Annotated in this window: 20 protein-coding genes; 11 read left to right on the top strand and 9 right to left on the bottom strand. The window is 70.6% G+C overall.

Going from position 1 to position 24,029, the window contains the following annotated elements; translation table 11 throughout:
- Positions 1 to 103 precede the first annotated feature (103 nt).
- From SSPS47_RS33070 to SSPS47_RS33045, 7 genes are all read right to left on the bottom strand, one after another.
- On the bottom strand, positions 104 to 376 hold the full coding sequence (locus SSPS47_RS33070; RefSeq protein WP_147878017.1) for a DUF1876 domain-containing protein: 273 nt from the start codon (positions 374 to 376) through the stop codon (positions 104 to 106).
- 197 nt (positions 377 to 573) lie between these two features.
- Positions 574 to 1,131: a TetR family transcriptional regulator gene (locus SSPS47_RS33065; protein WP_147878018.1), complete on the bottom strand. Its 558-nt coding sequence runs from the start codon at positions 1,129 to 1,131 to the stop codon at positions 574 to 576.
- Between the two features lie 12 nt (positions 1,132 to 1,143).
- A complete protein-coding gene (locus SSPS47_RS33060; protein WP_164254102.1) occupies positions 1,144 to 1,287 on the bottom strand; it encodes a hypothetical protein in 144 nt (47 codons plus the stop codon).
- Between the two features lie 82 nt (positions 1,288 to 1,369).
- Entirely contained in the window at positions 1,370 to 2,566 is a 1,197-nt protein-coding gene (locus SSPS47_RS33055) for an MFS transporter (RefSeq protein WP_164254101.1), read from the bottom strand.
- 111 nt (positions 2,567 to 2,677) lie between these two features.
- Positions 2,678 to 3,076, bottom strand: a complete 399-nt coding sequence (locus SSPS47_RS35850; RefSeq protein ID WP_239065164.1) for a DUF1349 domain-containing protein — start codon at positions 3,074 to 3,076, stop codon at positions 2,678 to 2,680.
- Positions 3,073 to 3,303 (bottom strand): hypothetical protein, encoded by a 231-nt coding sequence (locus SSPS47_RS35845; RefSeq protein WP_239065163.1) that lies wholly within the window; start codon positions 3,301 to 3,303, stop codon positions 3,073 to 3,075. The genes SSPS47_RS35850 and SSPS47_RS35845 overlap by 4 nt, the downstream gene beginning before the upstream one ends.
- Positions 3,304 to 3,375: 72 nt before the next feature.
- The gene (locus SSPS47_RS33045) at positions 3,376 to 4,074 is read right to left on the bottom strand and encodes a TetR/AcrR family transcriptional regulator (protein WP_164254100.1); all 699 of its coding nucleotides are present in this window, start codon (positions 4,072 to 4,074) and stop codon (positions 3,376 to 3,378) included.
- 111 nt (positions 4,075 to 4,185) lie between these two features.
- On the opposite strand from SSPS47_RS33045, the gene SSPS47_RS33040 reads away from it, so the two are divergent.
- The 3 genes from SSPS47_RS33040 to SSPS47_RS33030 all read left to right on the top strand — a co-directional run bounded on the left by SSPS47_RS33040 (position 4,186) and on the right by SSPS47_RS33030 (position 5,897).
- Entirely contained in the window at positions 4,186 to 4,743 is a 558-nt protein-coding gene (locus SSPS47_RS33040) for a hypothetical protein (protein ID WP_164254099.1), read from the top strand.
- A gap of 358 nt (positions 4,744 to 5,101) precedes the next feature.
- Entirely contained in the window at positions 5,102 to 5,365 is a 264-nt protein-coding gene (locus tag SSPS47_RS33035; protein ID WP_078073543.1) for a hypothetical protein, read from the top strand.
- 22 nt (positions 5,366 to 5,387) lie between these two features.
- Positions 5,388 to 5,897: a hypothetical protein gene (locus SSPS47_RS33030; RefSeq protein WP_164254098.1), complete on the top strand. Its 510-nt coding sequence runs from the start codon at positions 5,388 to 5,390 to the stop codon at positions 5,895 to 5,897.
- Between the two features lie 7 nt (positions 5,898 to 5,904).
- Here SSPS47_RS33030 and SSPS47_RS33025 read toward each other — a convergent pair whose 3' ends face one another.
- Complete coding sequence (locus SSPS47_RS33025; RefSeq protein WP_164254097.1) at positions 5,905 to 6,273, bottom strand: nuclear transport factor 2 family protein; 369 nt, start codon at positions 6,271 to 6,273, stop codon at positions 5,905 to 5,907.
- Positions 6,274 to 6,811: 538 nt separating this feature from the next.
- On the opposite strand from SSPS47_RS33025, the gene SSPS47_RS33020 reads away from it, so the two are divergent.
- Positions 6,812 to 9,679 (top strand): AfsR/SARP family transcriptional regulator, encoded by a 2,868-nt coding sequence (locus SSPS47_RS33020; protein ID WP_239065162.1) that lies wholly within the window; start codon positions 6,812 to 6,814, stop codon positions 9,677 to 9,679.
- A gap of 137 nt (positions 9,680 to 9,816) precedes the next feature.
- On the opposite strand, the gene SSPS47_RS33015 is transcribed toward SSPS47_RS33020, so the two are convergent.
- Complete coding sequence (locus tag SSPS47_RS33015) at positions 9,817 to 10,143, bottom strand: hypothetical protein (protein WP_164254095.1); 327 nt, start codon at positions 10,141 to 10,143, stop codon at positions 9,817 to 9,819.
- A 298-nt stretch (positions 10,144 to 10,441) separates the two neighbouring features.
- Here SSPS47_RS33015 and SSPS47_RS36110 point away from each other — a divergent pair, with 298 nt between their 5' ends.
- From SSPS47_RS36110 to SSPS47_RS32980, 7 genes are all read left to right on the top strand, one after another.
- A complete protein-coding gene (locus SSPS47_RS36110; RefSeq protein WP_164254094.1) occupies positions 10,442 to 11,878 on the top strand; it encodes a helix-turn-helix domain-containing protein in 1,437 nt (478 codons plus the stop codon).
- A gap of 164 nt (positions 11,879 to 12,042) precedes the next feature.
- Positions 12,043 to 13,089, top strand: coding sequence for a beta-ketoacyl-ACP synthase III (locus SSPS47_RS33005; RefSeq protein WP_164254093.1), 1,047 nt, complete (start codon positions 12,043 to 12,045; stop codon positions 13,087 to 13,089).
- A 99-nt stretch (positions 13,090 to 13,188) separates the two neighbouring features.
- Positions 13,189 to 13,437: an acyl carrier protein gene (locus SSPS47_RS33000; protein WP_164254092.1), complete on the top strand. Its 249-nt coding sequence runs from the start codon at positions 13,189 to 13,191 to the stop codon at positions 13,435 to 13,437.
- Positions 13,438 to 13,567: 130 nt separating this feature from the next.
- Positions 13,568 to 19,918 carry a non-ribosomal peptide synthetase gene (locus SSPS47_RS32995; RefSeq protein WP_164254091.1) on the top strand — a complete coding sequence of 2,117 codons (6,351 nt, stop codon included), beginning with the start codon at positions 13,568 to 13,570 and terminating at the stop codon, positions 19,916 to 19,918.
- Positions 19,919 to 20,032: 114 nt separating this feature from the next.
- A complete protein-coding gene (locus SSPS47_RS32990) occupies positions 20,033 to 20,809 on the top strand; it encodes an alpha/beta fold hydrolase (protein WP_147874546.1) in 777 nt (258 codons plus the stop codon).
- A 47-nt stretch (positions 20,810 to 20,856) separates the two neighbouring features.
- Positions 20,857 to 21,891, top strand: a complete 1,035-nt coding sequence (locus SSPS47_RS32985; RefSeq protein ID WP_164254090.1) for a TauD/TfdA family dioxygenase — start codon at positions 20,857 to 20,859, stop codon at positions 21,889 to 21,891.
- Between the two features lie 7 nt (positions 21,892 to 21,898).
- Complete coding sequence (locus tag SSPS47_RS32980; RefSeq protein WP_164254089.1) at positions 21,899 to 23,818, top strand: non-ribosomal peptide synthetase; 1,920 nt, start codon at positions 21,899 to 21,901, stop codon at positions 23,816 to 23,818.
- The last annotated feature ends 211 nt before the right edge of the window (positions 23,819 to 24,029 follow it).

Below are 24,029 nucleotides of genomic sequence, written 5' to 3'. Positions count from 1 at the left end.
CGGGACAGTCGGCAGGACGGTATGGCGTCCTCGGGCCGCCGACGAGACCTTCCGCTTCTTGACGCTCTCTCCGAGTGGGGGACGCACGCCGCCGGTTACCGGCTCAGTGGGTGATCGGGTGCGAGTGACGGCCCGTCGTCTCGTCGATCTCCGTGTGCGCCTTCTCCAGAAGCTGCGACGCGAGGTCCGCCAGGGCCCGCGAGCCCGCGATCTCCTCGCCCACCCGCAGCTGCTCCGGGTCGGTCGGGTGACGCAACGCGTAGCCCCGGCCCCTGAGCTCCGTACCGTCGGCAAGCCTGACCAGTGCCGCAGCGGAGGTTCGGTTGCCCTCCTCGGTGAACTGCATTTCCACGTGCCATCCGACGAGCGTGGACATGATGAACCACCTCCTAGTCACCCCCTGTTTCCAGCGTGCGCCCCGCTCGGCCCCGAAGCCAGTCGAAGCGGGTCCGGCCTGCCGCGGGCAGGAGGCCGGCGACCTGAATCAGCTGCCGAGTGACCCTGCAAAGCGGGCATCACGCGAAGTGGTGGCCGGTGCGGCGGGTCGGTCAGGTCTGCGCGGCACGGGCGCGGTCAGGTGGCCCGGCCGGTGGTCGTGGTGATGCGGGTGACGGCTTCCAGGGTCAGGGCGCGGTTGTGGGGTTCCCGGGCGAGGGCGCGGTGGAGGGTCAGGCCCTCGATGAGGGCGTCGAGTTGGCGGGCCGTGTCCGGGTCGAAGTGCTTCTCCAGGTGGGTGCGGCTGCGGGCCATCCACTCGTGGGTGAGTTCCCGGTAGGAGGGCTGTCGGGCGGCGAGGGTGTACAGCTCTTGGGTCAGGACCAGGTCGCGCCGGCTTCCGTCGGACAGGGTGTGGATGAGGTCGGCCACCGCGGTTCTTGCCTGGTCACGGTCGGCCGGGGCGCTGAGGCAGGTGTCGAACAGCTCGACGATGTGGTCGGTGAAGCGGCGGAACGCCTCCCGTAGCAGTTGGTCGATGCCGCTGAAGTGGTAGGTCATCGACCCCAGGGGCACTCCGGCACGGGCGGCGATCTTCCGGTGGGAGACGCCGGCGACTCCCTCGTCGGCGATGAGGTCGAGGGTCGCGGCGAGGATGCGTTCGCGGCGCTCGGGGTCGGTCCGTCCCGTGGCCATGGGCGGGCGGGGTCAGTGGGGACGGATCGGGCGGGCGGGGTTGCCGGCGACGGCGAAGTCCGGAGGGGCGCCCTGGGTGACGGCGGCCCCGGCGAAGGCGGCCTGGTGGCGGCGGGCGGGCTTCGGGGCCTTGGTGAAGTGGTCCGTCGTCGGCATGCGTGTGAGCCTACACCGGAGAGCGTACGAACGTACCTTATGCCGGATTCCGCCCACTGCGGAGCCCGGGCGGACGTGTCGCTCAGCGCCGCCGGGGCTGCAGCACTCCGGCGAGGAGTACGACGAGCACCCCGGCCAGGGGGACCACCAGCAGGCCCACCCGGAGGCTGGTGCTGTCGGCGGCGAGTCCGACCAGGGGCGGGGAGAGCAGGAAGCCCAGGCGCATGAGCCAGGAGACGATCGTCAGGCCCGAGCCGGGTTTGAGGCCGGGCAGTGCGTTGGCTTCGTGCATCGCGGCGGGCACCAGGGTCGCGACGCCGAAGCCGGCGGCGGCGAAGCCGAGGACGGTGCCGGGGAAGGTGGGTACGGCCAGGGCCAGGCCCATGCCGGCCGCGGCGATCAGACCGCCGGTGCGGGCCACGGTGCGCCGGCCGAAGCGGTCGACGAGGCGGTCACCGATGAGGCGGCCGATGAACTGGGCGCCCACCAGGGCGATGTAGCCGGTCGCCGCGAGTGCGGCGGAGGCGTGCAGGGAGTCGGAGAGGTAGAGGGCGGCCCAGCTGTTCCCGGCGTCCTCGACGAGTGTGCCGGCGGTGGCGATGAGGACGAGGGCGACCAGGACGTACATCGTGCGGCGGGCGGTGCCGGTGCCGTGCGCGTCCTTGGGCTGGTGGTCCTCGGCCTCCGGTTCCGTGTCGGGGCCGGGCAGGCAGTGGCGCAGGGCGAGGCAGGCCGCGGCGGCGAAGACGACCGACGATATCGCCAGATGCTGCCCGCGAGAGAGACCCAGCGCGATGGCGCCGGCGGCCATCGCGCCGCCGGTGACCGCGCCGACGGACCAGGTGGCGTGGAAGGAGTTGATGATGGATCGCCCGTAGCGGCGCTGCACGCGCAGGCCGTGCGCGTTCTGCGCGACGTCAGTGATCGCATCCGTCGCCCCGGCCAGGAACAGCGCCACGGCGAGCAGGGGCACCGATCCGGCGACACCCGCGGCGAGGGCGCCGGCGCCGGTCAGCAGCGTGCCGACGACCGCCACGCGCGCCGAGCCGTAACGGCGGACGAGCACCCCGGCCGCCGGTCCGGCCACGATGGCACCGGCCGGGAACGCCGCGACAGCCAGCCCGTAGACGGCGTTGCTCATCCCGAGGCCGGCCTTGATCTCCGGGTAGCGCGGCAGCAGGTTGGCGAACAGGGCCCCGTTGGTGAGGAACAGCACGGCGACGGCGGTACGAGCCCGCCGCTCGACCGCGGTGGGCCGGACCAGCGTGTCGACTGTCATGTGCGTGACCCTACAGGGGGAGCGTACGAACGTACACTCTGGCTCGTACTGCCTCGCGGGCCGGGCGTGGGAGCGCCGGCCGGACCAGGCCCGGCCGGGAGGGAGGGTGGGTCAGGAGCCGTCTCTGAGGTCGGCGAGGCGGTCCCGGGTGAAGCGCACCTCGTCGAACGTGACGGCACAGCCCTCCCCGGTCGGCGACTGGGCCTCGAACCCGGTCAGTGCCCGGCGCGCGGGGTCGTCGAGGGCGAAGTAGCGAATCAGGTGCCACGTGGTGCCGTCGGTGGAGGCGTGGTAGGCGATGGCGTGACCGACGCGGGAGACACGCAGGCGGATCGAGTCGCCGTCGACGGTGAAGGCGTTGGCGTCGTCGGCGACGCCGCGGTTGACCACGGACACGACCATCGGCCGCCCCCGCGGGGAGTATGCGAAACAGAGCTTGGCCCAGTGACGCTCGTCGATCCACAGCAGCAGGACCCCGGCGTCGAAGGTCGAGGAGAAGCCGACGCTCACCCGGGCGCTGAACCGGAAGTCCCCGGCGGGCGGCCGGCCAGCAACGTGGCGGCGTTGAGCAGCGTCTGCGCGTTGGCGATGACGCCCTCGGCGGGGTCGACGAAGATGTCGCTGCGGGGGTGGGCGGTGGTGCGCACCGTCGCGGCATCCGAATCGATCTCCCAGGTCGAACCCTCCGAGGAGACGAGCTCGAACGGGACAGCGGCCAACCGCTGGTCTCTGGTCATGGGGTGGCGGCCCCTCCTCGTCCTCGATGGCGGATCCGCACGGCCGCCCAACCGGCCGCGCCCCAGGCTTGGTTACGCACCGGGCGGTGAGCACTCGATGCCGGGGACCGCCGTGGGAGCCGTGTGCGCCGGGGGCGACTGGCCGGGTGTGGCAGCCGCGCCTTCGTCGAGCCCGCCGGCGGTGTGGATCCGCAGCAGTCCCTCGATGCCGCGCAGCAAGGTCTCGCCCGCCAGGACGGGGTCGCCGAGGTAGCCGGCGCTCATCGCGCCGTCGCGGAGCATGACGAAGTGCCGCCCGGCGTGCTCGGCGGACGTGTCCGCGATCCCGGCGAACAGTCCGGTGATCGTCCGCAGGAACCACTCGCGGTGCTGTACGACGGCACGGTGGACCGGGTGGTCGGGATCGGGGAATTCCGCTGCCGCGTTGAGAAAGGCGCAGCCGCGGTAGCCGGGCGAGCGGATCTGCTCGACCAGGGAGGCGCCGATGCCCCGCAGGATGCCGTCGGCCGGCATGTCCGTGCCCGTCAGGGAGCCGATCTGGGCGCGGATCGCCTGGTCGACACTTTCGATGTAGGCGGCGGCGAGGTCGTCCTTGCTGCGGAAATGGCGGTAGAAGGTGGCGTTGGTGACCTTCGCCTCGGCGACCAGCCGGTCGACGCCGACCGTGTGGATGCCCTCCGCGTAGAACAGCTGCCCTGCGGTCCTCAGGAGCCGCTCCCGCGCTGCGGAGACCCGCCTGCCGGGGCCCGCGCCGGTTTCCGTCTGCGTCATGCCGCCATAGTAGCGGGGAGAACGTTCACTCTTGTCTCGGCGGGTCGGATGTGCCAGGCTGCGAGCAAGAGAGATCGTTCTCTCTCTTTTTCGCACTCACTGGAGAACCCCATGGCATCGCTCGCCTCCGCCGAACACGTCGGCGCCACGACCGCACTGCGCCGGCTGTACGTCGTCCGCTTCGCCTTCGCCGCCGCGTGGGCGGCGCTCCTGCTGGTGTCCGGCTCCGGACTCACCCTCGGGGCCCAGCTGCTGCTGTTCGCCTATCCGGCATTCGACGTGGCCGCGGCCGTCGTCGATGCCAGGTCGGCGCGCACGGACGGGCCGGTCAAGGGCCTGTACGCGAACATCGCCATCAGCTCTCTCGCCGCCATCGGCATCGCCGTCGCGGGCACCTCGGGCGTGGCCGACGTGCTGCGCGTCTGGGGCGCGTGGGCGGTCCTCTCCGGGCTGGTCCAGCTCCTGGTGGGCGTCGGGCGCCGGGCGGTGGGCGGCCAGTGGGCCATGATCGCGAGCGGCGGCATCTCGGTGCTGGCCGGCGCGTCCTTCATCCGGGGCGCCTCGCAGGACGCCCCCTCGCTGAGCAGCCTCGCCGGCTACGCCGCGCTCGGGGGGATCTTCTTCCTCGTCTCCGCCTTGCGCCTGTCCCGCGCGACCCGCCCGAGCTGAGCGGCTGTTCTCGGCGCCCGTCCCCCGGCCGGAGTTCCGGAGGATTCGCCGCGCGATCGGCGGTGCACGCGACAGCGCCCCGGCGGGAGAGCCCGCCGGGGCGCTGCGCCGGTGATGGTGATGGTGTGCCGTACGCGATCGGACTCCCGTACCGCCGTCGTTCGCCGCCCGGGGCGCGAACCTCGTCGTCGACACGCGATGAACGTCTGGTCGGGAGCGTGCGGCGGCGCTCGCGACATTGACCGGAAACCGCCGCCCCACCCGGCACCACGACTGCCGGTCGTGCCGTCCGAGCGCCCCTAGCGTCCTTTGGGGAACGCACTACGCGCTCCATCAGTCCACCCGAAGGGATCCCTTCATGTCTCCTTTGCCCCAGACCCACCGAGCGGCCGCCGCGGCGCTCCTGACCGCCGGGCTGCTGACCGTCGGTACCACCGCCGCGGTGGCCGCGCCGGCGCCGGCCGCGGCCGAGCGCATCACGAGCACCGCCGAGCTCCATGAGCACCTGGCCCAGGCGGTCGCTCTGGAGGCCGCCCAGGGGGCCGTCGCCCTCAACGGCGACCCGGTGGGCCGCCCCGCCCTCCAGTCGAAGCCCGGCACGGCCACGACCGCCGCCTGCTGACACCGTCGCCCCGAGGAGAGTCATGGACACCGAGAACACGCCCGACGTCGCAACTGCTGCCGAACCCGCACCCACCACGTGGTGCCCCAGCGGACAGGCGCTCGCGCCCGAGGCCGTCGTTCTCGGCGTCCGCTCCCAGTCGGACGGCACCCTGGCCTATCTCGCGACACCGGCTCCGGCCAAGGAACTGCTGCCGATGATCCCGGACGGCATCGAGCCGAGCCGGGTGCTGCGCTTCGCCTCGCACTGCGTCAGCAGTTGCGCCCACCGCCTGAACAACGACTGCACGCTCGTCGACAAGATCCGTACGCTGCCCGCCTCCGACGAACAGCCGCTCCCCCGCTGCCACTTGCGCGCTCGCTGCAAGTGGTGGCAGCAGAGCGGCCGGGCGGCGTGCGGGCGCTGCCCCGCCGTGAGCACGTCCGTCCACGCGTCGGACGCGCTGAATTCGCTCATCGCCGACCCGACGGTCACGCCGGAACAGCTCCAGGAATGGGTCGAGAGCAACCCCGAGGGCCCGGAGGCGCGGTGATCCCCCCTCAGCTCGGTGCGACGAAGTAGAACCGCCGGTAGCCGAGCAGCATGCCGTCGTCGGTGAGCGTGAAGACGTCGGCGAACTCCAGCGGCCCCGCGTGGGCTCCGTTCGCCCCCTCGCCGTCGGCGGCCCCCGTATAACTCCCCGTCACCACCACGCAGTCACCATCGGCCACGATCTTGTAGATGTGGTGGTGCTCCCTGGCTCCGGCCATGCGTGTGTGCAGCCGTATGACCTCGTCGCGGCCGTGCCCGAAGGGCGCGTCCGGCCGCTTGACCTGCACATCCTCGTGCAGCAGCGACCCGAACGCATCGATGTCCCCGGTGTCGCGGTAGTGATAGGACAGCCGCACATGATCGATTCCGGCCGCCATGGAGGCAGCACTCTGTGGCGACCGCCTCGGAAACAGGCCGCTCATACGGCTACTCCTCTCGACTCGCACCGAGGCGTCCGTGCCCCGATGCGTGGTTCGCTCCGACACCCTCTTCGAGTGTCACTACTGGGGACTATCACCGCGCTATTACTGTGAACGGAATCGGAACGGAGTGCGATTCAGATGACCACCCGAGGGCGTAAGACATCGGCCACGCGCAGGATCGGGCAAACAGTCACAGACACCACTCGCCCCAGGGGTCACAGCAGGCGGTAGCATCCTCATCTGATCGATCGTCAGTTGTGCAACGCTCCGGCAACACGCGGCACATCGCTGGGACTTGACGAACGCACAGCTCATACGCCGAGTGGCGGACCGCGGCCGGCTGCCCCTGCTTCGCGGAATTTACTTTCCAGACACACGGATATCCAAGATAGCCATCCACACCCCATGGACAACCGGTTTTACGGTCGTTGACACTGTGCCCAAACGTCGCAGATGTGTCCGAGCTTGGAGACGCATGATCGAGTCGTCGGCAGTGGAACGGACCAGCTCGGCACAGCTTGCCTTCCTGATCCTCGGCCCGCTGGAGGTGCGTGGCCCCCTCGGTCCCGTACGGATACCTCCTGGCCGCCAGGAGGCGATCCTGGCGGCGCTGCTCCTGGAGGCCAACCGGGTGGTGAGCACCGACTACCTCGTCGACCTGATCTGGGACGAGGAGCCGCCCGACACCGCGCGCACCCAGGTTCAGATCTGTGTGTCCCGACTGCGCAAGGGGCTCACGGAGGCGGGCATCGACGCCCCGATCACCACCCGGCCGCCGGGTTATCTGCTGCGCGCCGCCGACGAGATGCTGGATCTGCGGCTCTTCAACCGCCGTGCGGCAGAGGCCAGGGTGCTGGTCAAGGAGGGGCGGATCGCGGAGGCGGCCGAGCTGCTGCGCTCGGCGGTGGCGCTCTGGCGCGGTCAGTGCCTCGGCGGTGTCACCAGCGACGCGTTGCGTGCCAAGGCGCTCCAGCTCGACGAGGACCGGCTGAACGCCGTCGAGACCTATATCCAGCTGGAGCTCGAACTCGGCCGCCATCATCAACTGGTGGGCGAATTAGGGCGGTTGCTGCATGAGAACCCGCTGCGGGAACGGCTCCGCGGCCAGCTGATGCTCGCCCTGCACCGGTCCGGCCGGCAGGCCGAGGCGCTGGACATCTACCGTGCGGGCCGCGATCTGCTGATCGAGGAGTTGGGGCTGCTGCCCGGCGAGGAGCTGCGTCTGCTGGAGACGGCGATTCTCGCCGGCGACAGCGCGCTGCACGCCGGGCCGCCCGCCCCGGCTCAGAACGCCGTCGAACCGGTCGCTCCCGGGCCGAACACCGCAGACCCGGGGCACCGTGACGAGCTGCCGCACCAACTCCCCACGGACACGGCCGACTTCGTCGGTGACAAGGCGCTGATCGAGACGGTCGAGGCCGTGCTGACCGGGGGCGCCGGCCGGCGTGCGGTCGGGGTGGTCGTCATGATCGGCAAGCCCGGTATCGGCAAGAGCACGACCGCCACCCACATCGCGCACCGGCTGAGCGGAGAGGTCTTCTCCGACGGCCAGTTGTACTGCGACCTGCGGGGCGCGGGAGCCGAACCGGTCGCGCCCGCCGACGCGCTCGGCCGTTTCCTGCGGGCGCTGGGCATTCCCGGCCCGGTGATCCCCGCCTCTCTCGACGAACGCGCCGAGATGTACCGCACGCTGATGGCCACCCGCCGGGTCCTGGTCGTGCTGGACGACGCCTACGACGAGAGCCAGGTCCGGCCGCTGCTCCCCGGCAGCGACAACTGCGCGGTACTGGTGACCAGCCGGTCCCGGATGACGGCCCTGCCCGGCGCGCGCCGCATCGAGCTGAAGATCCTGGACGAGGCCCGGGCCCTGGAGCTGATGGGCCTGATCCTCGGCCCCGACCGGGTGTCCGACGAAGGGGAAGCGGCGCGGGCGCTGATCCGCACGGTGGGCGGTCTGCCGCTGGCGCTGCGCATCGTCGCCGCCCGGCTCGCCGCCCGTCCGCACTGGTCACTCGCCTCGATGGTCAACCGCCTGGCGAACGAACGCCACCGGCTCGACGAGCTGGCCTACGGGGAGATGACCATCCGGACCAGCCTGTCGCTCACGTTCGACGGACTCGACCCCACCGACCGGCATCTGCTGCGCCTGCTCAGTCTGGCGCAGGGGCCGACGCTGCCGGGCTGGCTCGCGGGGGCGCTCCTGGACGACCACCGCCCGCAGCCGTCGGACCTGATGGAGGCCCTGGTCGACGTGCAGATGCTCGATGTCGTCTCGGTGGAGAGCACCGGCGAGTTCCGTTACCGGTTCCACGAAATCATCAAAGTCTACGCGCGTGACCAGCTCGCCGTCACCGACAGCCGGTCCGTGCGGCAGAGCGCGACGGAGCGGATGCTGGGCGGCTGGCTCGCGCTGGCGGAGCGCGCCCATCGCAAGATCTACGGCGGCGACTACACCGTGCTGCACGGCTCGGCCCCGCGGTGGGCACCGCCGGCCGAGTACGTGGAGGAGCTGCTCGCCGACCCGCTCGACTGGCTGGACAGGGAACAGGAGAATCTGTGCAACGCGGTGGAGCACGCGGCGAAGGAAGGGCTGGACGAGCTGTGCTGGGATCTCGCGACCACCTTGGTGACGCTGTTCGAGGCACGTGGGTATCTGGACCACTGGGAGACGACGCACCGGGCGGCGCTCGCGGCGGTTCGAAGATCCGGCAACAGACGTGGCACCGCCGCTCTGCTCGGCTCACTCGGCACGTTGTACCTCAGCAGTGGCCGGCCCGAGGAGTCCAGGAATTCGCTGGAGCAGGCGCTGGCCATCTTCGACGAACTGGGTGACCGGGGCGGGCTGGCACTGTGCCGGCGGGACCTGGCCCTTCTGGAACGGCAAGCGGGCGACGACGAGCGGGCGTTGGCACTCTACGACCGCTCGATCCACGACTTCGGGCTGGTCGGGGACATCGTCGGCAGGGCGACCGTACTGACGCAGAGCGCGCACATCTGGATGAGACGCGGTCATACGGCCGCCGCTCACGCCCAGTTGGAGGAGGCGCTCGGAATCTACCGGTCGGTGGGGTACACGGGCGGTGAGGCGCGTGCGCTGCGGCGAGTGGGTCAAGTGCTGTTCCAGCGCGGTGAACACGACGAGGCGGAGCGGACGCTGACCGGTGTGCTGGAGATGGTGCGCGCGAGCGGGGATCTGATCGGCGAGGGCCATCTGCTGCGTAATCTCGGCGAGTTGAAGGCCGGCCAGGGGCGTTACGAGGAGGCCCGCGGCTTCTTCGTCCGCGCACTCGCGGTGCGGGAGCAGATCATGGATCACGGTGGTGCGGAGATCGTACGGAGCGATATCGCGCGGCTGCCGTAGAAGCGGGCGGCGGTTTGGCGAACGGCCCGTCGCGAGCGGCCGGCCGCTTTCCGGGCCGTGCCGCTGTCCAGGCGGCGCTGCCGCCGGCCGACCGGTGCGTCCGTCGACCGGCCGGGCTGTCCCAGGTCCCTTCCCTGTCAGTCCCAGGGGTTGTTCGTCTTCGGCGCGCTGTCCCAGGGGTTGTTCCCGGTCGGAGCGCTGTCCCAGGGGTTGTTCCCGGTCGGAGCGCTGTCCCAGGGGTTGTTCGCCTTCGGCGCTATGTCCCACGGGTCGTTCCCCGGCTGCGGGACGTCCCAGGGGTCGTTGCCCGGCTGAACGGCGTCCGACGCGGGGGACGCGGGGGACGCGGACAGGGCGACGGGCGTGCCGCTCTCGGCGGCGTGGGCGGCCGTGCCGCCGATCAGGACCGTCCCGCCGATGACGGCGGTGACGACGAGGCTCTTGAGGACTGTGTTGACGCGCATCTCGGGGGTTCCTTCCCTCGGTTCCGCTCTTCGATGACACCGAACTTAGGGAGAGCTGGAAACTCGGGACTATCGCGGCCTTTAACCCGCCGCTATCACCAATGACGGACATCCTTTCACCGTCGGTTCCACTCGCGCCCCACGCGTCGTGGGAGAGCCGCGGACCGTTGTTCCGGCGATGCCGCGCCGATAGCCGGATTCGGACGATGGGTCGGGAGTTCCAGTCCGGGGGCGGGACAACGAGGGAACACCTGTCGCCCGGACTCAGGTCCCGACGCGAGGAGTGTTGAAGGTGACGATGAGCGCCAAGACGGTGAGCGCCAAGGCGGAGAGAGACGGGGAATCGGCCGATGACATCGGTCTGTTCGGCAGGCTGGTACGCGGGCACCGCGACCGGATCGGCCTGACGCAGCGCGAGTTGGCGGACCTCTCGACCATCAGTGTGCGGGCCATCCGCGATCTGGAGCAGGGCAGGGCCACCCGGCCGCGGCACGCCACCGTACGTCTGATCGCCGACGGGCTGCGGCTGGGCCCGCGGGCCCGCGCCGATCTGGAGGCCGCCGCCCGCCAGGGGCGATACGGCTGGGCGCTGAAAGCGGGTTACGACGCCACGCCCATGGTGCCGCCGGCCGCGCTGGACGTCCTGATGGGCCGGGAGTCCGAGGCCGCCGCCCTCACCGCCGAACTCGCCTCCGGAACCGAGCGCCTGGTCAATGTGATGGGCCTGAGCGGAGTGGGCAAGACCCGGCTCGCGCTGGAGGTGGCCGCCCGGTTGCACAGCGGCAGCGGATTCCCCGTGCTGTGGGCGGCCTTCGCGGGTCCGCCCGTCGCGTACCGGCAGCAGAGCGGTCCCGAGGGTCTCGCCGCACTGGTCGCGGGATGTGCCGACGCGCTGTTCGGTCGGCCCGGAGCGCGGCCCCCCGCCGCGGGCACCACCGACGGGACGGACCGGCACGCCGATGTCACGGCGCTCGCCGAACTCGTGGCGGACCGGCCCGCGCTGCTGGTGGTGGACGGCGCGCTCACCGACCGCCCGGACACCGCCGAGCTCGACCGGCTGCTGCGCGACTGCCCGGAGCTCCGGATCCTGGTGACCTCGGAGGGCCCGTACGGGGTCGCCGGTGAACGCACCTTCCTGCTGGGCCCGTTGGAGGCTCCGGACACCACGCTGGAGTACACCCCCGACTCGCTGGGGCGGATACCGGCCGTACGTCTCTTCCTGGACCAACTGCGGCGCACCAGGCCGGAGTACGCGCTGACGCAGGACGACGTGCCGGCGGTCGCCGATGTCTGCCGCAGGCTCGACGGTCTGCCCTCCGCGCTGCGGGCGGCCGCCTCCTGGCTGGTCGTCTACGACCTGGCGACCCTGCGGCAGTGCCTGGAGGACGACCTGGTGAGCCTGCTGGTCCATCTGTCGGGGGACGACGAAGGGGCCAGGTTCCAGGAGGCGTTGCGGCGCCGGGTCGCCCGGCTGCCGGCCGACGGCAGGGCGCTGCTCGCCCGGCTCTGCGACGGGGAACGGGACCGCGCGGACGGCGAGTTCGAGCTCGCCGACGTCGCCTCGCTGACCGGGCGGAGCCTGCCGGAGTGCGGCCGTATGGTGCGCGATCTGCTGTTGAGCGGTACGGCCCGCCCCAGCTACCAGCTCGGCCGCTCCCGGTTCCAGGTGTTCCACCTGGTACGCGCCTTCCAGCCGGCCGCCGCACGGGTGGCGACGGTCGCGGGCCGCAAGTGAGCCGGAGCCCGGAGCCGGTTGTCCGGGCGGGCCGTTCTGCTCCGCGAATGCCGGAACAACTGCCGCAGGCCGTTTCGCACCAGGTGTTCGATGAGGAAAGCAACGGGCCTCGGAGAGCGACGGATTCCCGCCGGGCCGACCACACGCGCACTCAAGGAGGACCCATGTCCCCGGAAACGCACAGTGCCCCAGGCACCAGGACCGCCGTCATCACGGGAATCGGCGCGTCCCTGCCCGCCCGCGTCGTGAAGAACGAGGAGGTGGCGGAGAGACTCGGTGTCACCCCTGACTGGATCAGGGAACGGACGGGGATCGAGCAGCGCCACCTCGTCGACCCCGAGGGCGCCACGTCGGACCTGGCCGTGGAGGCGGGACGGCGCGCGCTCGACGCGGCCGGGAACCCCCCGGTCGACTTCCTGATCCTGGCGACCTGCACGCCCGACCACACCTTCCCCTCCACCGCGCCCGCCGTCGCCTCCCGACTGGGACTCGGCACGATCGCCGCCTTCGACCTGAACGCCGCCTGTTCCGGCTTCGTGTACGGGTTGTCGGCCGGGGCGGGCATGCTGGCCTCCGGTGTCTACGGCACCGGCCTGATCATCGGCGCCGACGCCATCTCCACCATCGTGGACCACGACGACCGGATCACCGCCCCGATCTTCGGTGACGGCGCGGGAGCCGTGGTGGTCCGGGCCGGCACGGCCGACGAGCCCGGCAGTCTGCTGGCCCAGACGCTCGGGAGTGACGGCGATCAGCTGGACATCCTGCTGACACCGGCCGGTGGTTCGCGTCAGCGCTCGGCGCTCTCGGAGCCCGACCCGGGACAGAGCTATCTCGGCATGCAGGGGCGGCTCGTCTACCGGCACGCGATCGCCCGGATGGCCGAGGCCTCTCTCGACGTACTCGCGAAGACGGGCTGGGCGGTCGAGGACGTCGACCGGCTCGTCGCTCACCAGGCCAACCGCCGGATCCTCGCGGCGACCGCCAAGGAGATCGGTCTGCCCGAGGACCGGGCGGTCATCAATGTCGACCGGGTGGCCAACACCTCCGCCGCCTCGATCCCGCTCGCGCTCATGGACGCGATGGGCTCCGGGGAACTGAAGGCGGGCGACAAGGTCCTGCTGGCCGCGTTCGGCGGCGGCGTCACCTGGGCCGCGGCCACGCTGATCTGGCCGGACCTGCCTCCTGTCGCCCCCGCCGACAGCATCTGAGACCCCCACGGGATCCCGGCTCCACGGGTTCCTCACGCACCGAAGAATCGTCACCACCCATCCGGCGCGGCATCCGCCCGCCACCACCGAGGGAGAAACATGGAAACGGCACTGGAAAGAGTGCGGGAGATCGTCGTCTACGTCCTGCCGGAGATCCGGGCGGACATCACCGCCGGGGACCGGCTGGAGGAGGACCTGGGAATCGACTCCCTCTCGCTGGTCGAGATCCTCGTCCAGGTGGAGAAGCGCTTCTTCCTCACGCTCGACGACAGCGAGATGATCGACGTCGCGAGCGTTCAGGACATTCTGGACATCATCCAGCGCCGAGAGGCAGTGGCCGGCGTCTGAGGACCCGGCCCCGGGCTCGGCCCGGGTGCCCGGCGCGGTATCAGGGCCGCGCCGACGCCCTCACGCACCCGCCTACGGAACGACGTACACATCACGCGTCCGCCAACGGAACAACGTACAAGGGGAAGCCATGTCTGATCCGGTGAACGGCGGACGTCCGCTCAACGAGGCGCAGTCGGGGGTGTGGTACGCGCAGCGGATGGATCCGCTCAACCCCGTCTTCAACATGGGGGGCTATCTGGAGATCAACGGTCCCGCCGATCCGGAACTCCTCAAGGCGGCGGTGACGGCCCTGGTGGCGGAGGACGAGACCGCGCGCATCACCTTCAGCGAAGTGGACGGCGTGCCCCGGCAGCACTTCGGCGACGCGCCGGACTTCACCGTGGCACTGCTCGACGTCAGTGCGGAACCGGATCCCGTGGCAGCCGCGCGACGGCGGATGCTCGACGACCTGGGTACCGTGCCCGACCTCGAACGGGGCCCGCTCTTCCATCACATCCTCTTCGCGGTGGGCCCCGACCGCTACTTCTGGTACAACCGTGCGCACCATCTGATCAACGACGGCTACAGCGCGACCCTGATGCGACGCAGGGCCGCCGAGCTGTACGCGTCTCTCGCCGGGGCCGCGGGACCGGGCACCCCGTACGGCTCGTTCGAACGTCTGCTGGCGGAGCAGGACGCGTACGCCACCTCGAAGGCACGCGCCAGGGACGCCGTGTACTGGAAGAACGTCATGGCCGGCGCGGAGTATCCGGCGGGTCCGGGAGCGGCCGGGGCGCTCACGCACCGGATCAGCCGGCAGACGTCGTCGGTGGACGAGGAGGTCTTCGGGCGGCTCGTCGCGTTCGGCGCACGCGCGGGGATCTCGTGGCAGCAGGCGGTGCTGGCGGCGGCGGCCCTGCACCGCAGGCTGTGGACGGGCGACCCGGACGTCCTGCTGAGCCTGCCGGTGTCGGGGCGGCTCGGCAAGGACGGTATGACCGTGCCCGGCATGATGGCGAACGTCATCCCGCTGCGCTGCCGGGTCGACAACGCGGAGACGTGCGAGGAGTTCGCCGCCCGGGTGGCGGCGCTGACCCTGCGCGCGCAGTGGCACCAGCGGTACGACTCGGCCGATCTGATGCGTGACCTGGGGTGGCCGGCGAACGGGCGCCGCCGGTTCGGTCCGGTGGTCAACATCGTCGTCGCCGGGGAGCAGTCGTCGTTCGCGGGGATTCCGGCCGTGGGGCATCTGCTCTCGACCGGGGGAACCGCCGAGGATCTCTCGCTCACGGTCAGCCGCGGTCCCGACGGGGGGCTGCGGGTCGACTTCACGATCGACGAGGCGTACCGGGAGAGCGTCGACCTCTCGGCGTACGAGCGGACCTTCCATCAGATCGTCGCCTCGATGACCTCGGAGTCGGGGGTGTTGGTGGGTGAGGTGGAGGTGATGTCTGCGCGGGAGCGGGAGTTGGTGCTCCACGCGTGGAACGACACGGTGCGGCCGGTGGCGGGTGTCACGCTGGGCGGGCGGTTCGAGGAGCAGGCGGAACGGGACCCGGACGCGACAGCGCTGATCTTCGAGGACGAGCACCTGTCCTACGGGGAGTTGAACGCGAGGGCCAACAGACTGGCGCACCATCTGATCACTCATCAGGGAGTGCGCCGGGGACGGACCGTCGGCGTTCTGATCGAGCGGGGCATCACCTTCGCCACCGCGCTGCTCGCCGTGACCAAGACGGGAGCGACGTACGCGGTCCTCGACCCGGACTTTCCCGATGAGCGCCTTGCCCTCATCGCCGGAGACGCGGAGCCGGTCACCGTGCTGGCCCATGGGCCGACACATGGCCGGCTCGCGGGCACGGTCGACCTCGACGCCCTGTCCGTCGATGATCACCCGGTCACGAATCCCGTCTCGGGTGGGCATCCGGAGGACGGGGCGTCGATCATGTACACCTCCGGATCGACGGGCCGGCCCAAAGCCATCCTCACCCCCCACCGCGCACTGACCGGCACCGTACTCAACCAGGACTACGCCACCTTCGGACCCGGCCAGCGCTTCCTCCAGTGCTCACCCGTCTCCTGGGACGCCTTCTCACTCGAATTCTGGGGCGCACTCCTCCACGGAGCCACCTGCGTACTCCAACCAGGACAACGCCCCGAACCCACCCTCATCAACCAACTCGCCCACCAACACCGCATCACCATGCTCCAACTCTCCTCCAGCCTCTTCAACTACCTCACCGACGAACACCCCGACACCTTCACCCACACCCAACACGCCTCAACCGGCGGCGAACCCGCCTCACCCACCCACACCCACCACCTCCAGAAACAACACCCCCACCTCACCCTCACCAACGGATACGGCCCCGCCGAATCCATGGGCTACACCACCACCCACACCCTCCCCCAACCCACCACCCACACCCCCACCAACAACCCCGTCCCCATCGGCCGACCCATCACCAACAAACACACCTACATCCTCGACACCCACCTCCAACCCGTCCCACCCGGCGTCACCGGCGAAATCTACCTCGCCGGCACCGGACTCGCCCACGGCTACCAACACCAACCCACCCTCACCGCAACCCACTTCATCCCCAACCCCTACGGACCCCCCGGCACCCGCCTCTACCGAACCGGCGACCTCGCCCACCACACACCCAACGGCCAACTCCACTACCACGGCCGCACCGACCACCAAATCAAAATCCGCGGCTTCCGCATCGAACCCACCGAAATACACAACGCCCTCCTCCAACACCCCCACATCACCCAAACCACCACCACAACCACCACCGACACCACCGGCAACACCCAACTCAACGCCTACGCCACCCTCCACCCCCAACACACCACCACCACACCAACCCAACTCCGCCACTGGCTACGCAACACACTCCCCGACCACCTCATCCCCACCCACATCACCATCCTCCCCAAACTCCCCCTCACCCCCAACGGCAAAATCGACCACAAAGCACTCCCCACACCCCACACCACCACCACCCAAGGACGACCACCCCGCACCCCCCAAGAAGAAATCCTCTGCACCCTCTACACCCAAACACTCAACCTCACCCACCCCACCACCATCGACGACAACTTCTTCGACCTCGGCGGACACTCCCTCCTCGCCGCCAAACTCACCACCCGCATCCGCACCACACTCCACACCAACCTCACCATCCGCGACATCTTCCAAAACCCCACCCCCGCCACCCTCACCCACCACATCACCACCCAGGCACACGGACCCGGGCGCGAGCGCCCGCCGCTGACCGCCGGCGACCGGCCGGAGCGGCTGCCGCTCTCGTACGCGCAGCGCCGTCTGTGGTTCCTCGCCGCGCTCGGGGAGCAGGGCACCGCGTACAACGTGCCCCTCTCGGTGCGGATCGACGGAGAGCTGGACGCCGACGCGCTGCGCGCCGCCTTCGGTGACCTGGCGGGCAGGCACGAAGTGCTGCGGACGGTGTTCGGGTCGGAGCGGGGTGAGCCGTACCAGACCGTCCTGGCTCCCGAGGACAACCGGGTCGTCTTCGAACAGGAGACGGCGGACGCGGACACGCTCGACGAGCGGCTGCGCGCGGCGGCCGGGCACACCTTCGACCTCAACGCCGAACCCCCGCTGCGGGTGACGCTCTTCGACCTCGGCGACGACAGGCACGTCCTGCTCGTGCTGCTGCACCACATCGCCACCGACGGCCAGTCGCTGCGTCCGCTCTTCGACGACCTCTCCGCGGCCTACGCCTCCCGGCGTGAAGGAACGGCACCGACTTGGACACCGCTGCCCGTGCAGTACGCGGACTACGCGCTGTGGCAGCACCGCCTGCTCGGCGACAGTTCGGACGACAAGAGCGTGCTCGCCGAGGGGCTGGCGTTCTGGCGCGAGGCGCTCAAGGATCTGCCCGAGGAGCTGGGACTGGTCCTGGACCGGCCGCGGCCCGCCGTGGCGGGCCAGAGCGGTGACGCGGTCGTGGTGGAATTCGGTCCGGAACTGCGCACCCACGTCGTGGAGTTGGCCAGGGCCGAGGGCTGCACGGTGTTCATGGTGCTCCAGGCCGCGCTGGCCGCGACGCTGACCCGGCTGGGCGCGGGCGAGGACATTCCGCTCGGGTCCCCGGTGGCGGGCCGCACCGACGACGCCCTGGGCGAGCTGGTCGGATTCTTCGTCAACACGCTGGTGCTGCGGACCGACACCTCGGGCAATCCGTCGTTCCGTGAACTGCTCGACCGGGTGCGCACGGCCGATCTGGACGCCTTCGCCCATCAGGAGACGCCGTTCGACCTCGTGATCGAGGCCACCAGCCCGGTACGGTCACTGGCCCGGCATCCGCTGTTCCAGATCTGCCTGGCGCTGGAGAGCGGGGCGGCCGAGGACGTACGGCTCGCCGGTACGCGGTCGGGCCCCGGCACGTTCGTGGACAACCGCTCCGCCAAGTTCGACCTGGAGTTCCTGCTGCGCGAGGACGTGGCGGCCGGCATCACCGGCGCGGTCCTGTTCAGTACCGACATCTTCGACCGGTCGACGGTGCAGCGTCTGGTCGACGGCTTCTCACGGGTCCTGGACCAGGTCACCGCTGAACCCGGGGTGTTGGTGGGTGAGGTGGAGGTGATGTCTGCGCGGGAGCGGGAGTTGGTGCTCCACGCGTGGAACGACACGGTGCGGCCGGTGGCGGGTGTCACGCTGGGCGGGCGGTTCGAGGAGCAGGCGGAACGGGACCCGGACGCGACAGCGCTGATCTTCGAGGACGAGCACCTGTCCTACGGGGAGTTGAACGCGAGGGCCAACAGACTCGCGCACCATCTGATTACTCATCAGGGAGTGCGCCGGGGACGGACCGTCGGCGTTCTGATCGAGCGGGGCATCACCTTCGCCACCGCGCTGCTCGCCGTGACCAAGACGGGAGCGACGTACGCGGTCCTCGACCCCGAGTTCCCCGACGAACGGCTCGGGCTGATCACCGACGAAGCCCGCCCGGTCGTGGTCCTCACGCACCGGCCGACCGGGGACCGGCTCACCGCCGTCGCCACACTCGATCTCGATTCCCTGGACCTCGACGGGCACTCCACGGCCAACCCCGTCCCGGGTGGGCATCCGGAGGACGGGGCGTCGATCATGTACACCTCCGGATCGACGGGCCGGCCCAAAGCCATCCTCACCCCCCACCGCGCACTGACCGGCACCGTACTCAACCAGGACTACGCCACCTTCGGACCCGGCCAGCGCTTCCTCCAGTGCTCACCCGTCTCCTGGGACGCCTTCTCACTCGAATTCTGGGGCGCACTCCTCCACGGAGCCACCTGCGTACTCCAACCAGGACAACGCCCCGAACCCACCCTCATCAACCAACTCGCCCACCAACACCGCATCACCATGCTCCAACTCTCCTCCAGCCTCTTCAACTACCTCACCGACGAACACCCCGACACCTTCACCCACACCCAACACGCCTCAACCGGCGGCGAACCCGCCTCACCCACCCACACCCACCACCTCCAGAAACAACACCCCCACCTCACCCTCACCAACGGATACGGCCCCGCCGAATCCATGGGCTACACCACCACCCACACCCTCCCCCAACCCACCACCCACACCCCCACCAACAACCCCGTCCCCATCGGCCGACCCATCACCAACAAACACACCTACCTCCTCGACACCCACCTCCAACCCGTCCCACCCGGCGTCACCGGCGAAATCTACCTCGCCGGCACCGGACTCGCCCACGGCTACCAACACCAACCCACCCTCACCGCAACCCACTTCATCCCCAACCCCTACGGACCCCCCGGCACCCGCCTCTACCGAACCGGCGACCTCGCCCACCACACACCCAACGGCCAACTCCACTACCACGGCCGCACCGACCACCAAATCAAAATCCGCGGCTTCCGCATCGAACCCACCGAAATACACAACGCCCTCCTCCAACACCCCCACATCACCCAAACCACCACCACAACCACCACCGACACCACCGGCAACACCCAACTCAACGCCTACGCCACCCTCCACCCCCAACACACCACCACCACACCAACCCAACTCCGCCACTGGCTACGCAACACACTCCCCGACCACCTCATCCCCACCCACATCACCATCCTCCCCAAACTCCCCCTCACCCCCAACGGCAAAATCGACCACAAAGCACTCCCCACACCCCACACCACCACCACCCAAGGACGACCACCCCGCACCCCCCAAGAAGAAATCCTCTGCACCCTCTACACCCAAACACTCAACCTCACCCACCCCACCACCATCGACGACAACTTCTTCGACCTCGGCGGACACTCCCTCCTCGCCGCCAAACTCACCACCCGCATCCGCACCACACTCCACACCAACCTCACCATCCGCGACATCTTCCAAAACCCCACCCCCGCCACCCTCACCCACCACATCACCACACTGACGGAAGCGGCTCCCCGGCAGCGCAAGCGCCCGGTCCTGCGACGCCGTACCGAGGCGGGCACCCCCCTCTGACATTGCTTCTCACACCCGGTCGTTCTCACGACCGCTTCTTCACGACCGCTTCTTCACCGCCGCCTCTTCACGCCCACTTCCTCACGACCGCCTTTCAGACGAACGGAGTGCAAGGTGATTACCGATCCCGACGACGTGGTGTGGACGCTCGACGCCGCCGACGCGGCGGACGTGCGTACGTCCCTGCTGGTCCTCCCGCACGCCGGCGGCAACGCCCACGCGTACACGCAGTGGCGGACGTTCCTGCCCGCCGACGTCCGGCTGCTCGTCGGCCAGTACCCCGGCCGCGGCGCCCGCTTCTCCGACCCGCTCCCCACCGACGTGGACGACCTGGTCGGCCCGATCGTGGAGAGCCTGCCGGCCGGGACCGACGACCTGGTGGTGCTCGGGCACAGCATGGGCTCGCTGGTCGCCTTCGAGGTGGCACGCGCCCTCACCCTGGCCGGCCGCGCCCCGCGCGCCCTCATCGCCTCGGCATGCCGCGCCCCGTTCATGGCCAACCCGAGCACGGTCCACCCCGAACGGCTCACCGACGACGAGCTGGTCGCGGCCATCAAGGCGCGCGGCGGCACCGACGACGGCATTCTCGACGAGCCCGAGCTGCGCGAGATCATCATCCCTTCGATCCGCGCGGACTTCGCGATCGACGACGTCTACCGCTACACCGGCCCCTCCCCCGCGCTGAGCTGCCCGGTGACCGCGATCGGCGGCACCGAGGACCCGGTCGTACCCCTCGACGCGCTCACGCGCTGGGCCGAGATCACCACCGGCCCGGCCGTGTTCGAGTACCTGCCGGGCGGTCACTTCTACTTCCAGCAGCAGTTGGAGCGCTTCTTCGGCCTCGTCAACTCCGTGGTCGCCGGGGCTCCCACCCCGCACGAATTCGCCTGACACCCACCACCCCTCCACCCGTCCACCCGATCAGAAGGAATCACGCGATGTCGCCCACGGCCACCGCCACTCCCGCCACCGCTCTCGATGTCAGCAGGGAAGCGGGCAAGCCCGCGGTCCTGCGGACCCCCTCGTTCGACGCGATCGACGCGGCGATCGACTGGCTCACCGATCAGCGGCCGGCGGTCAAGGACGAACTGCACCGCTCCGGCGCCCTGTTGATCCGCGGGCTGGGGGTGGGCGACGCGGCCGACTTCGGGCGGGTACGTGACGTTCTCATGCCGCGCAGAGCCGGCTACAAGGAGAAGGCCACGCCGCGCACGGACTTCGGCGAGGGCGTGTTCTCGTCGACCGACCTGCCCGCCGTCCAGCCGATCCGGCTGCACAACGAGAACAGCTACACCCTCGACTTCCCCAACACCCTGCTGTTCGGCTGTGTCACGGCCCCCGCCGAGGACGGCGCGACGACGGTCGGCGACATGCGCGCGGCGCTGCGTCTGCTGCCCGCCGATCTGCGCGAGAGGTTCATGGCCAAGGGGTGGCTGCTGACCCGGAACTTCTCCGAACTGGCCGGGCTGCCCTGGCAGAAGAGCTTCGCCACCGAGGACCCCGCCGTGGCCGAGGCGTACTGCCGTGAGAACGCCATCGGCTACGAGTGGCTGCCGGACGGCGGGCTGCGCACCCGCCAGCGGCGCTCGGCGGTCGTCACCCACCCGGTCACGGGCGAGAAGTCGTGGTTCAACCACTTCGCGTTCTGGAACAACCGGACGCTGGACGCCGATGTCCGCGAGGTGCTGCTGGAGACGTACGGGGACGACGGGCTGCCGTTCGACACCTACCTCGGCGACGGCACCCGGCTGACGGCCGACGAGGTCGACGCGATCAACCGCGTCTACGACCAGGTCACCGTCCGGGAGACCTGGCAGCGCGGCGACGTGATGCTGGTCGACAACGTGCTCAACGCCCACGGTCGGGAGTCCTTCAAGGGTGACCGGAAGATCCTGGTGGCCATGGGCGACCCGATCACCCTGGACGCCTGCCGTCCCGAGACCGCGCCGGCGACGACCGCGTTCGGGGAGTGAGCGGAAGATGACAACCGCACATCCGTACAGCGAGAACACGGGTCCGGCACCGGCCGGAGCCGGTGCGGCGGACCTGCTGGCCCGGCTCGCGAACGTACCGGCCGACCGACCCGCCGTGGTGGCCGGGGACCGGGAGCTGACCTTCGGTGAACTGCGGGCCGAGGCGGGGCGCGTCGCCCGGCGCCTGGCCGGGCGCGGTGTGGGCCCGGAGAGCGTGGTGGCGCTGGGCCTGCCCCGCGGCGCCGACCTGGTGGTGGCGCTGATCGGCACGCTGACCGCCGGCGCTGCCTATCTGCCGGTGGACCCGGCGCTGCCCGCGGAGCGCAGAAGGCATCTGGTCGAGGACTCGGCCGCCGATCTGCTGATCGTGGCGGACGACGCGGCGGACGACGCGGCGGACGACGCGGCGGACGGCATCGCGGACCGCATCGCCGGCGCCGGGGCGTCCGACGGGCCCGGCCGGGTGGCCGTCGGTGAACTGACCTCGCCGGCCGACCCGTTGGCGGAGGGCGGGTTCGCCCCGGTCCCGGTCGACGCGCAGGGCCTCGCGTACGTCATCTACACCTCCGGCTCCACCGGACTGCCCAAGGGCGTCGAGGTGAGCCGGGGCTCCGCGTCGGCGCTCCTGGCCGAGCTGGAGTCCGAGGCAATCGCCGCTCCCGGGCCGGGCAGGGTCGGCTGGAACGCGTCACCGTCCTTCGACGCGTCGGTGCAGCAGTGGGTACGGCTCTGCCGGGGCGACACCCTCGTCATGATCGACACGGAGACACGGTCCGACCCTGCGCTGCTCGCCGCACTGATCGGGGACCGGTCGCTGACCGATCTCGACATCACCCCGTCGCACGCCGAGCCGCTTCTGGAGCACCTCCCGTCCCGTGACGCAGCGGCCGACGGACCGCTCACCCTGCTCATCGGCGGTGAGGCGATCAGTCCCGCCCTGTGGGCGCGCCTGGCGGAGCTGGTGGACGAGGGCGTGGTGCGCGCGGTCAATCTGTACGGCCCGACCGAGTGCACCGTGGACGCGACCGCCGGGTGGATCGCCGCCGGCGACGACCCGCACATCGGCGCGGTCCTGCCCGGACTGCGCATGCGACTGCTTGACGACGGACTGCGGCCGGTCGCGGACGGAGAGACCGGCGAGCTGTATCTGGCCGGTCCCCGGGTCGCACGCGGTTATCGAGGGCGACCCGGTCTGACCGCCGAGCGGTTCGTGGCCGATCTGTCGGCGGGCGGCTCGCGGATGTACCGGACCGGTGATCTGTGCCGCAGGCTGCCGGACGGCCGGCTCACCTACCTGGGCCGTGCCGACGGCCAGGTCAAGGTGCGTGGTCACCGGGTGGAGCTGTACGAGATCGAGGCCGCCGTCACCGGGCACCCCGCCGTCGCGGAGGCGGCGGTGGTCCTGCGGGACGACGTCAACGGGAGTGCCGGGCTCGTCGCGTACTACCGCACCTGGCACCCGGTGACCGGGGCCGCGCTGCGCGAGCACCTGACGGCGACGCTGCCGGGCTACATGGTGCCGGCCGTCCTCATGGAGGTGGCGCGCTTCGCCACGACGCCCAGCGGCAAGCTGGACCGGGCTGTGCTTCCCGCCCCGGTGGGCGCGGCGCCGGTGGCCGGCACGGCCGCTGCGGCCGGTGGCCCGGCGGCGGACGAACCGACCGGGCCGGTGGAGGAGTTGATCGCCCGGGTCTGGGCGCAGGTGCTCGACAGGCCCCGGATCGGCGCCGACGACAACTTCTTCAAACTGGGCGGTCACTCGCTGCTGGCGATCAAACTGGTCGCGGGGGTCCGCAGGGAGCTGGGGGTGAGTCTTCCGGTGAAGACCGTCTACGCGCACCCCCGGCTGCGCGACCTCGCCGGGCGGATCGAGTCGATGCTCGCCGCCCGTGAGGCCGAGAGGCAGCCGGCGGGCGTGTCGGCCTGACCGGCGCTCGTCCGCCTGCGCGGCGCCGGTCCCGGGCCGGTGCCGTGCCTCCACCTGGGGCCTTTCCCACGGGGAGAATCCGGGCCCTGTGTGTCCCGCGCGGTGCTCCCCCCGCGCGTCCCGTCCCGGTTGCGTGCCTCATCCGCCGTATCCGCTTCCGTCCCGCTGCCCGTGCCGCCCGTGATCGCGACGGCGGCCGGCGGCCGGCGGG

This window comes from Streptomyces sp. S4.7, from assembly GCF_010384365.1.
GTDB lineage: Bacteria > Actinomycetota > Actinomycetes > Streptomycetales > Streptomycetaceae > Streptomyces.
This window is presented reverse-complemented; position numbering and strand designations above follow the sequence as displayed.

Coding starts and splice junctions, on each gene's coding strand:
- SSPS47_RS33030 (WP_164254098.1), top strand. CDS start 5,388: ATGGACACCGAGAACACGCCCGACGTCGCAACTGCTGCCGAACCCGCA.
- SSPS47_RS33000 (WP_164254092.1), top strand. CDS start 13,189: ATGGAAACGGCACTGGAAAGAGTGCGGGAGATCGTCGTCTACGTCCTG.
- SSPS47_RS33065 (WP_147878018.1), bottom strand. CDS start 1,131: ATGGCCACGGGACGGACCGACCCCGAGCGCCGCGAACGCATCCTCGCC.
- SSPS47_RS33060 (WP_164254102.1), bottom strand. CDS start 1,287: ATGCCGACGACGGACCACTTCACCAAGGCCCCGAAGCCCGCCCGCCGC.
- SSPS47_RS33045 (WP_164254100.1), bottom strand. CDS start 4,074: ATGACGCAGACGGAAACCGGCGCGGGCCCCGGCAGGCGGGTCTCCGCA.
- SSPS47_RS33005 (WP_164254093.1), top strand. CDS start 12,043: ATGTCCCCGGAAACGCACAGTGCCCCAGGCACCAGGACCGCCGTCATC.
- SSPS47_RS32980 (WP_164254089.1), top strand. CDS start 21,899: ATGACAACCGCACATCCGTACAGCGAGAACACGGGTCCGGCACCGGCC.
- SSPS47_RS33040 (WP_164254099.1), top strand. CDS start 4,186: ATGGCATCGCTCGCCTCCGCCGAACACGTCGGCGCCACGACCGCACTG.
- SSPS47_RS33015 (WP_164254095.1), bottom strand. CDS start 10,143: ATGCGCGTCAACACAGTCCTCAAGAGCCTCGTCGTCACCGCCGTCATC.
- SSPS47_RS33035 (WP_078073543.1), top strand. CDS start 5,102: ATGTCTCCTTTGCCCCAGACCCACCGAGCGGCCGCCGCGGCGCTCCTG.
- SSPS47_RS33025 (WP_164254097.1), bottom strand. CDS start 6,273: ATGGCGGCCGGAATCGATCATGTGCGGCTGTCCTATCACTACCGCGAC.
- SSPS47_RS36110 (WP_164254094.1), top strand. CDS start 10,442: ATGAGCGCCAAGACGGTGAGCGCCAAGGCGGAGAGAGACGGGGAATCG.
- SSPS47_RS32985 (WP_164254090.1), top strand. CDS start 20,857: ATGTCGCCCACGGCCACCGCCACTCCCGCCACCGCTCTCGATGTCAGC.
- SSPS47_RS32995 (WP_164254091.1), top strand. CDS start 13,568: ATGTCTGATCCGGTGAACGGCGGACGTCCGCTCAACGAGGCGCAGTCG.
- SSPS47_RS33055 (WP_164254101.1), bottom strand. CDS start 2,566: ATGACAGTCGACACGCTGGTCCGGCCCACCGCGGTCGAGCGGCGGGCT.
- SSPS47_RS35845 (WP_239065163.1), bottom strand. CDS start 3,303: ATGACCAGAGACCAGCGGTTGGCCGCTGTCCCGTTCGAGCTCGTCTCC.
- SSPS47_RS33070 (WP_147878017.1), bottom strand. CDS start 376: ATGTCCACGCTCGTCGGATGGCACGTGGAAATGCAGTTCACCGAGGAG.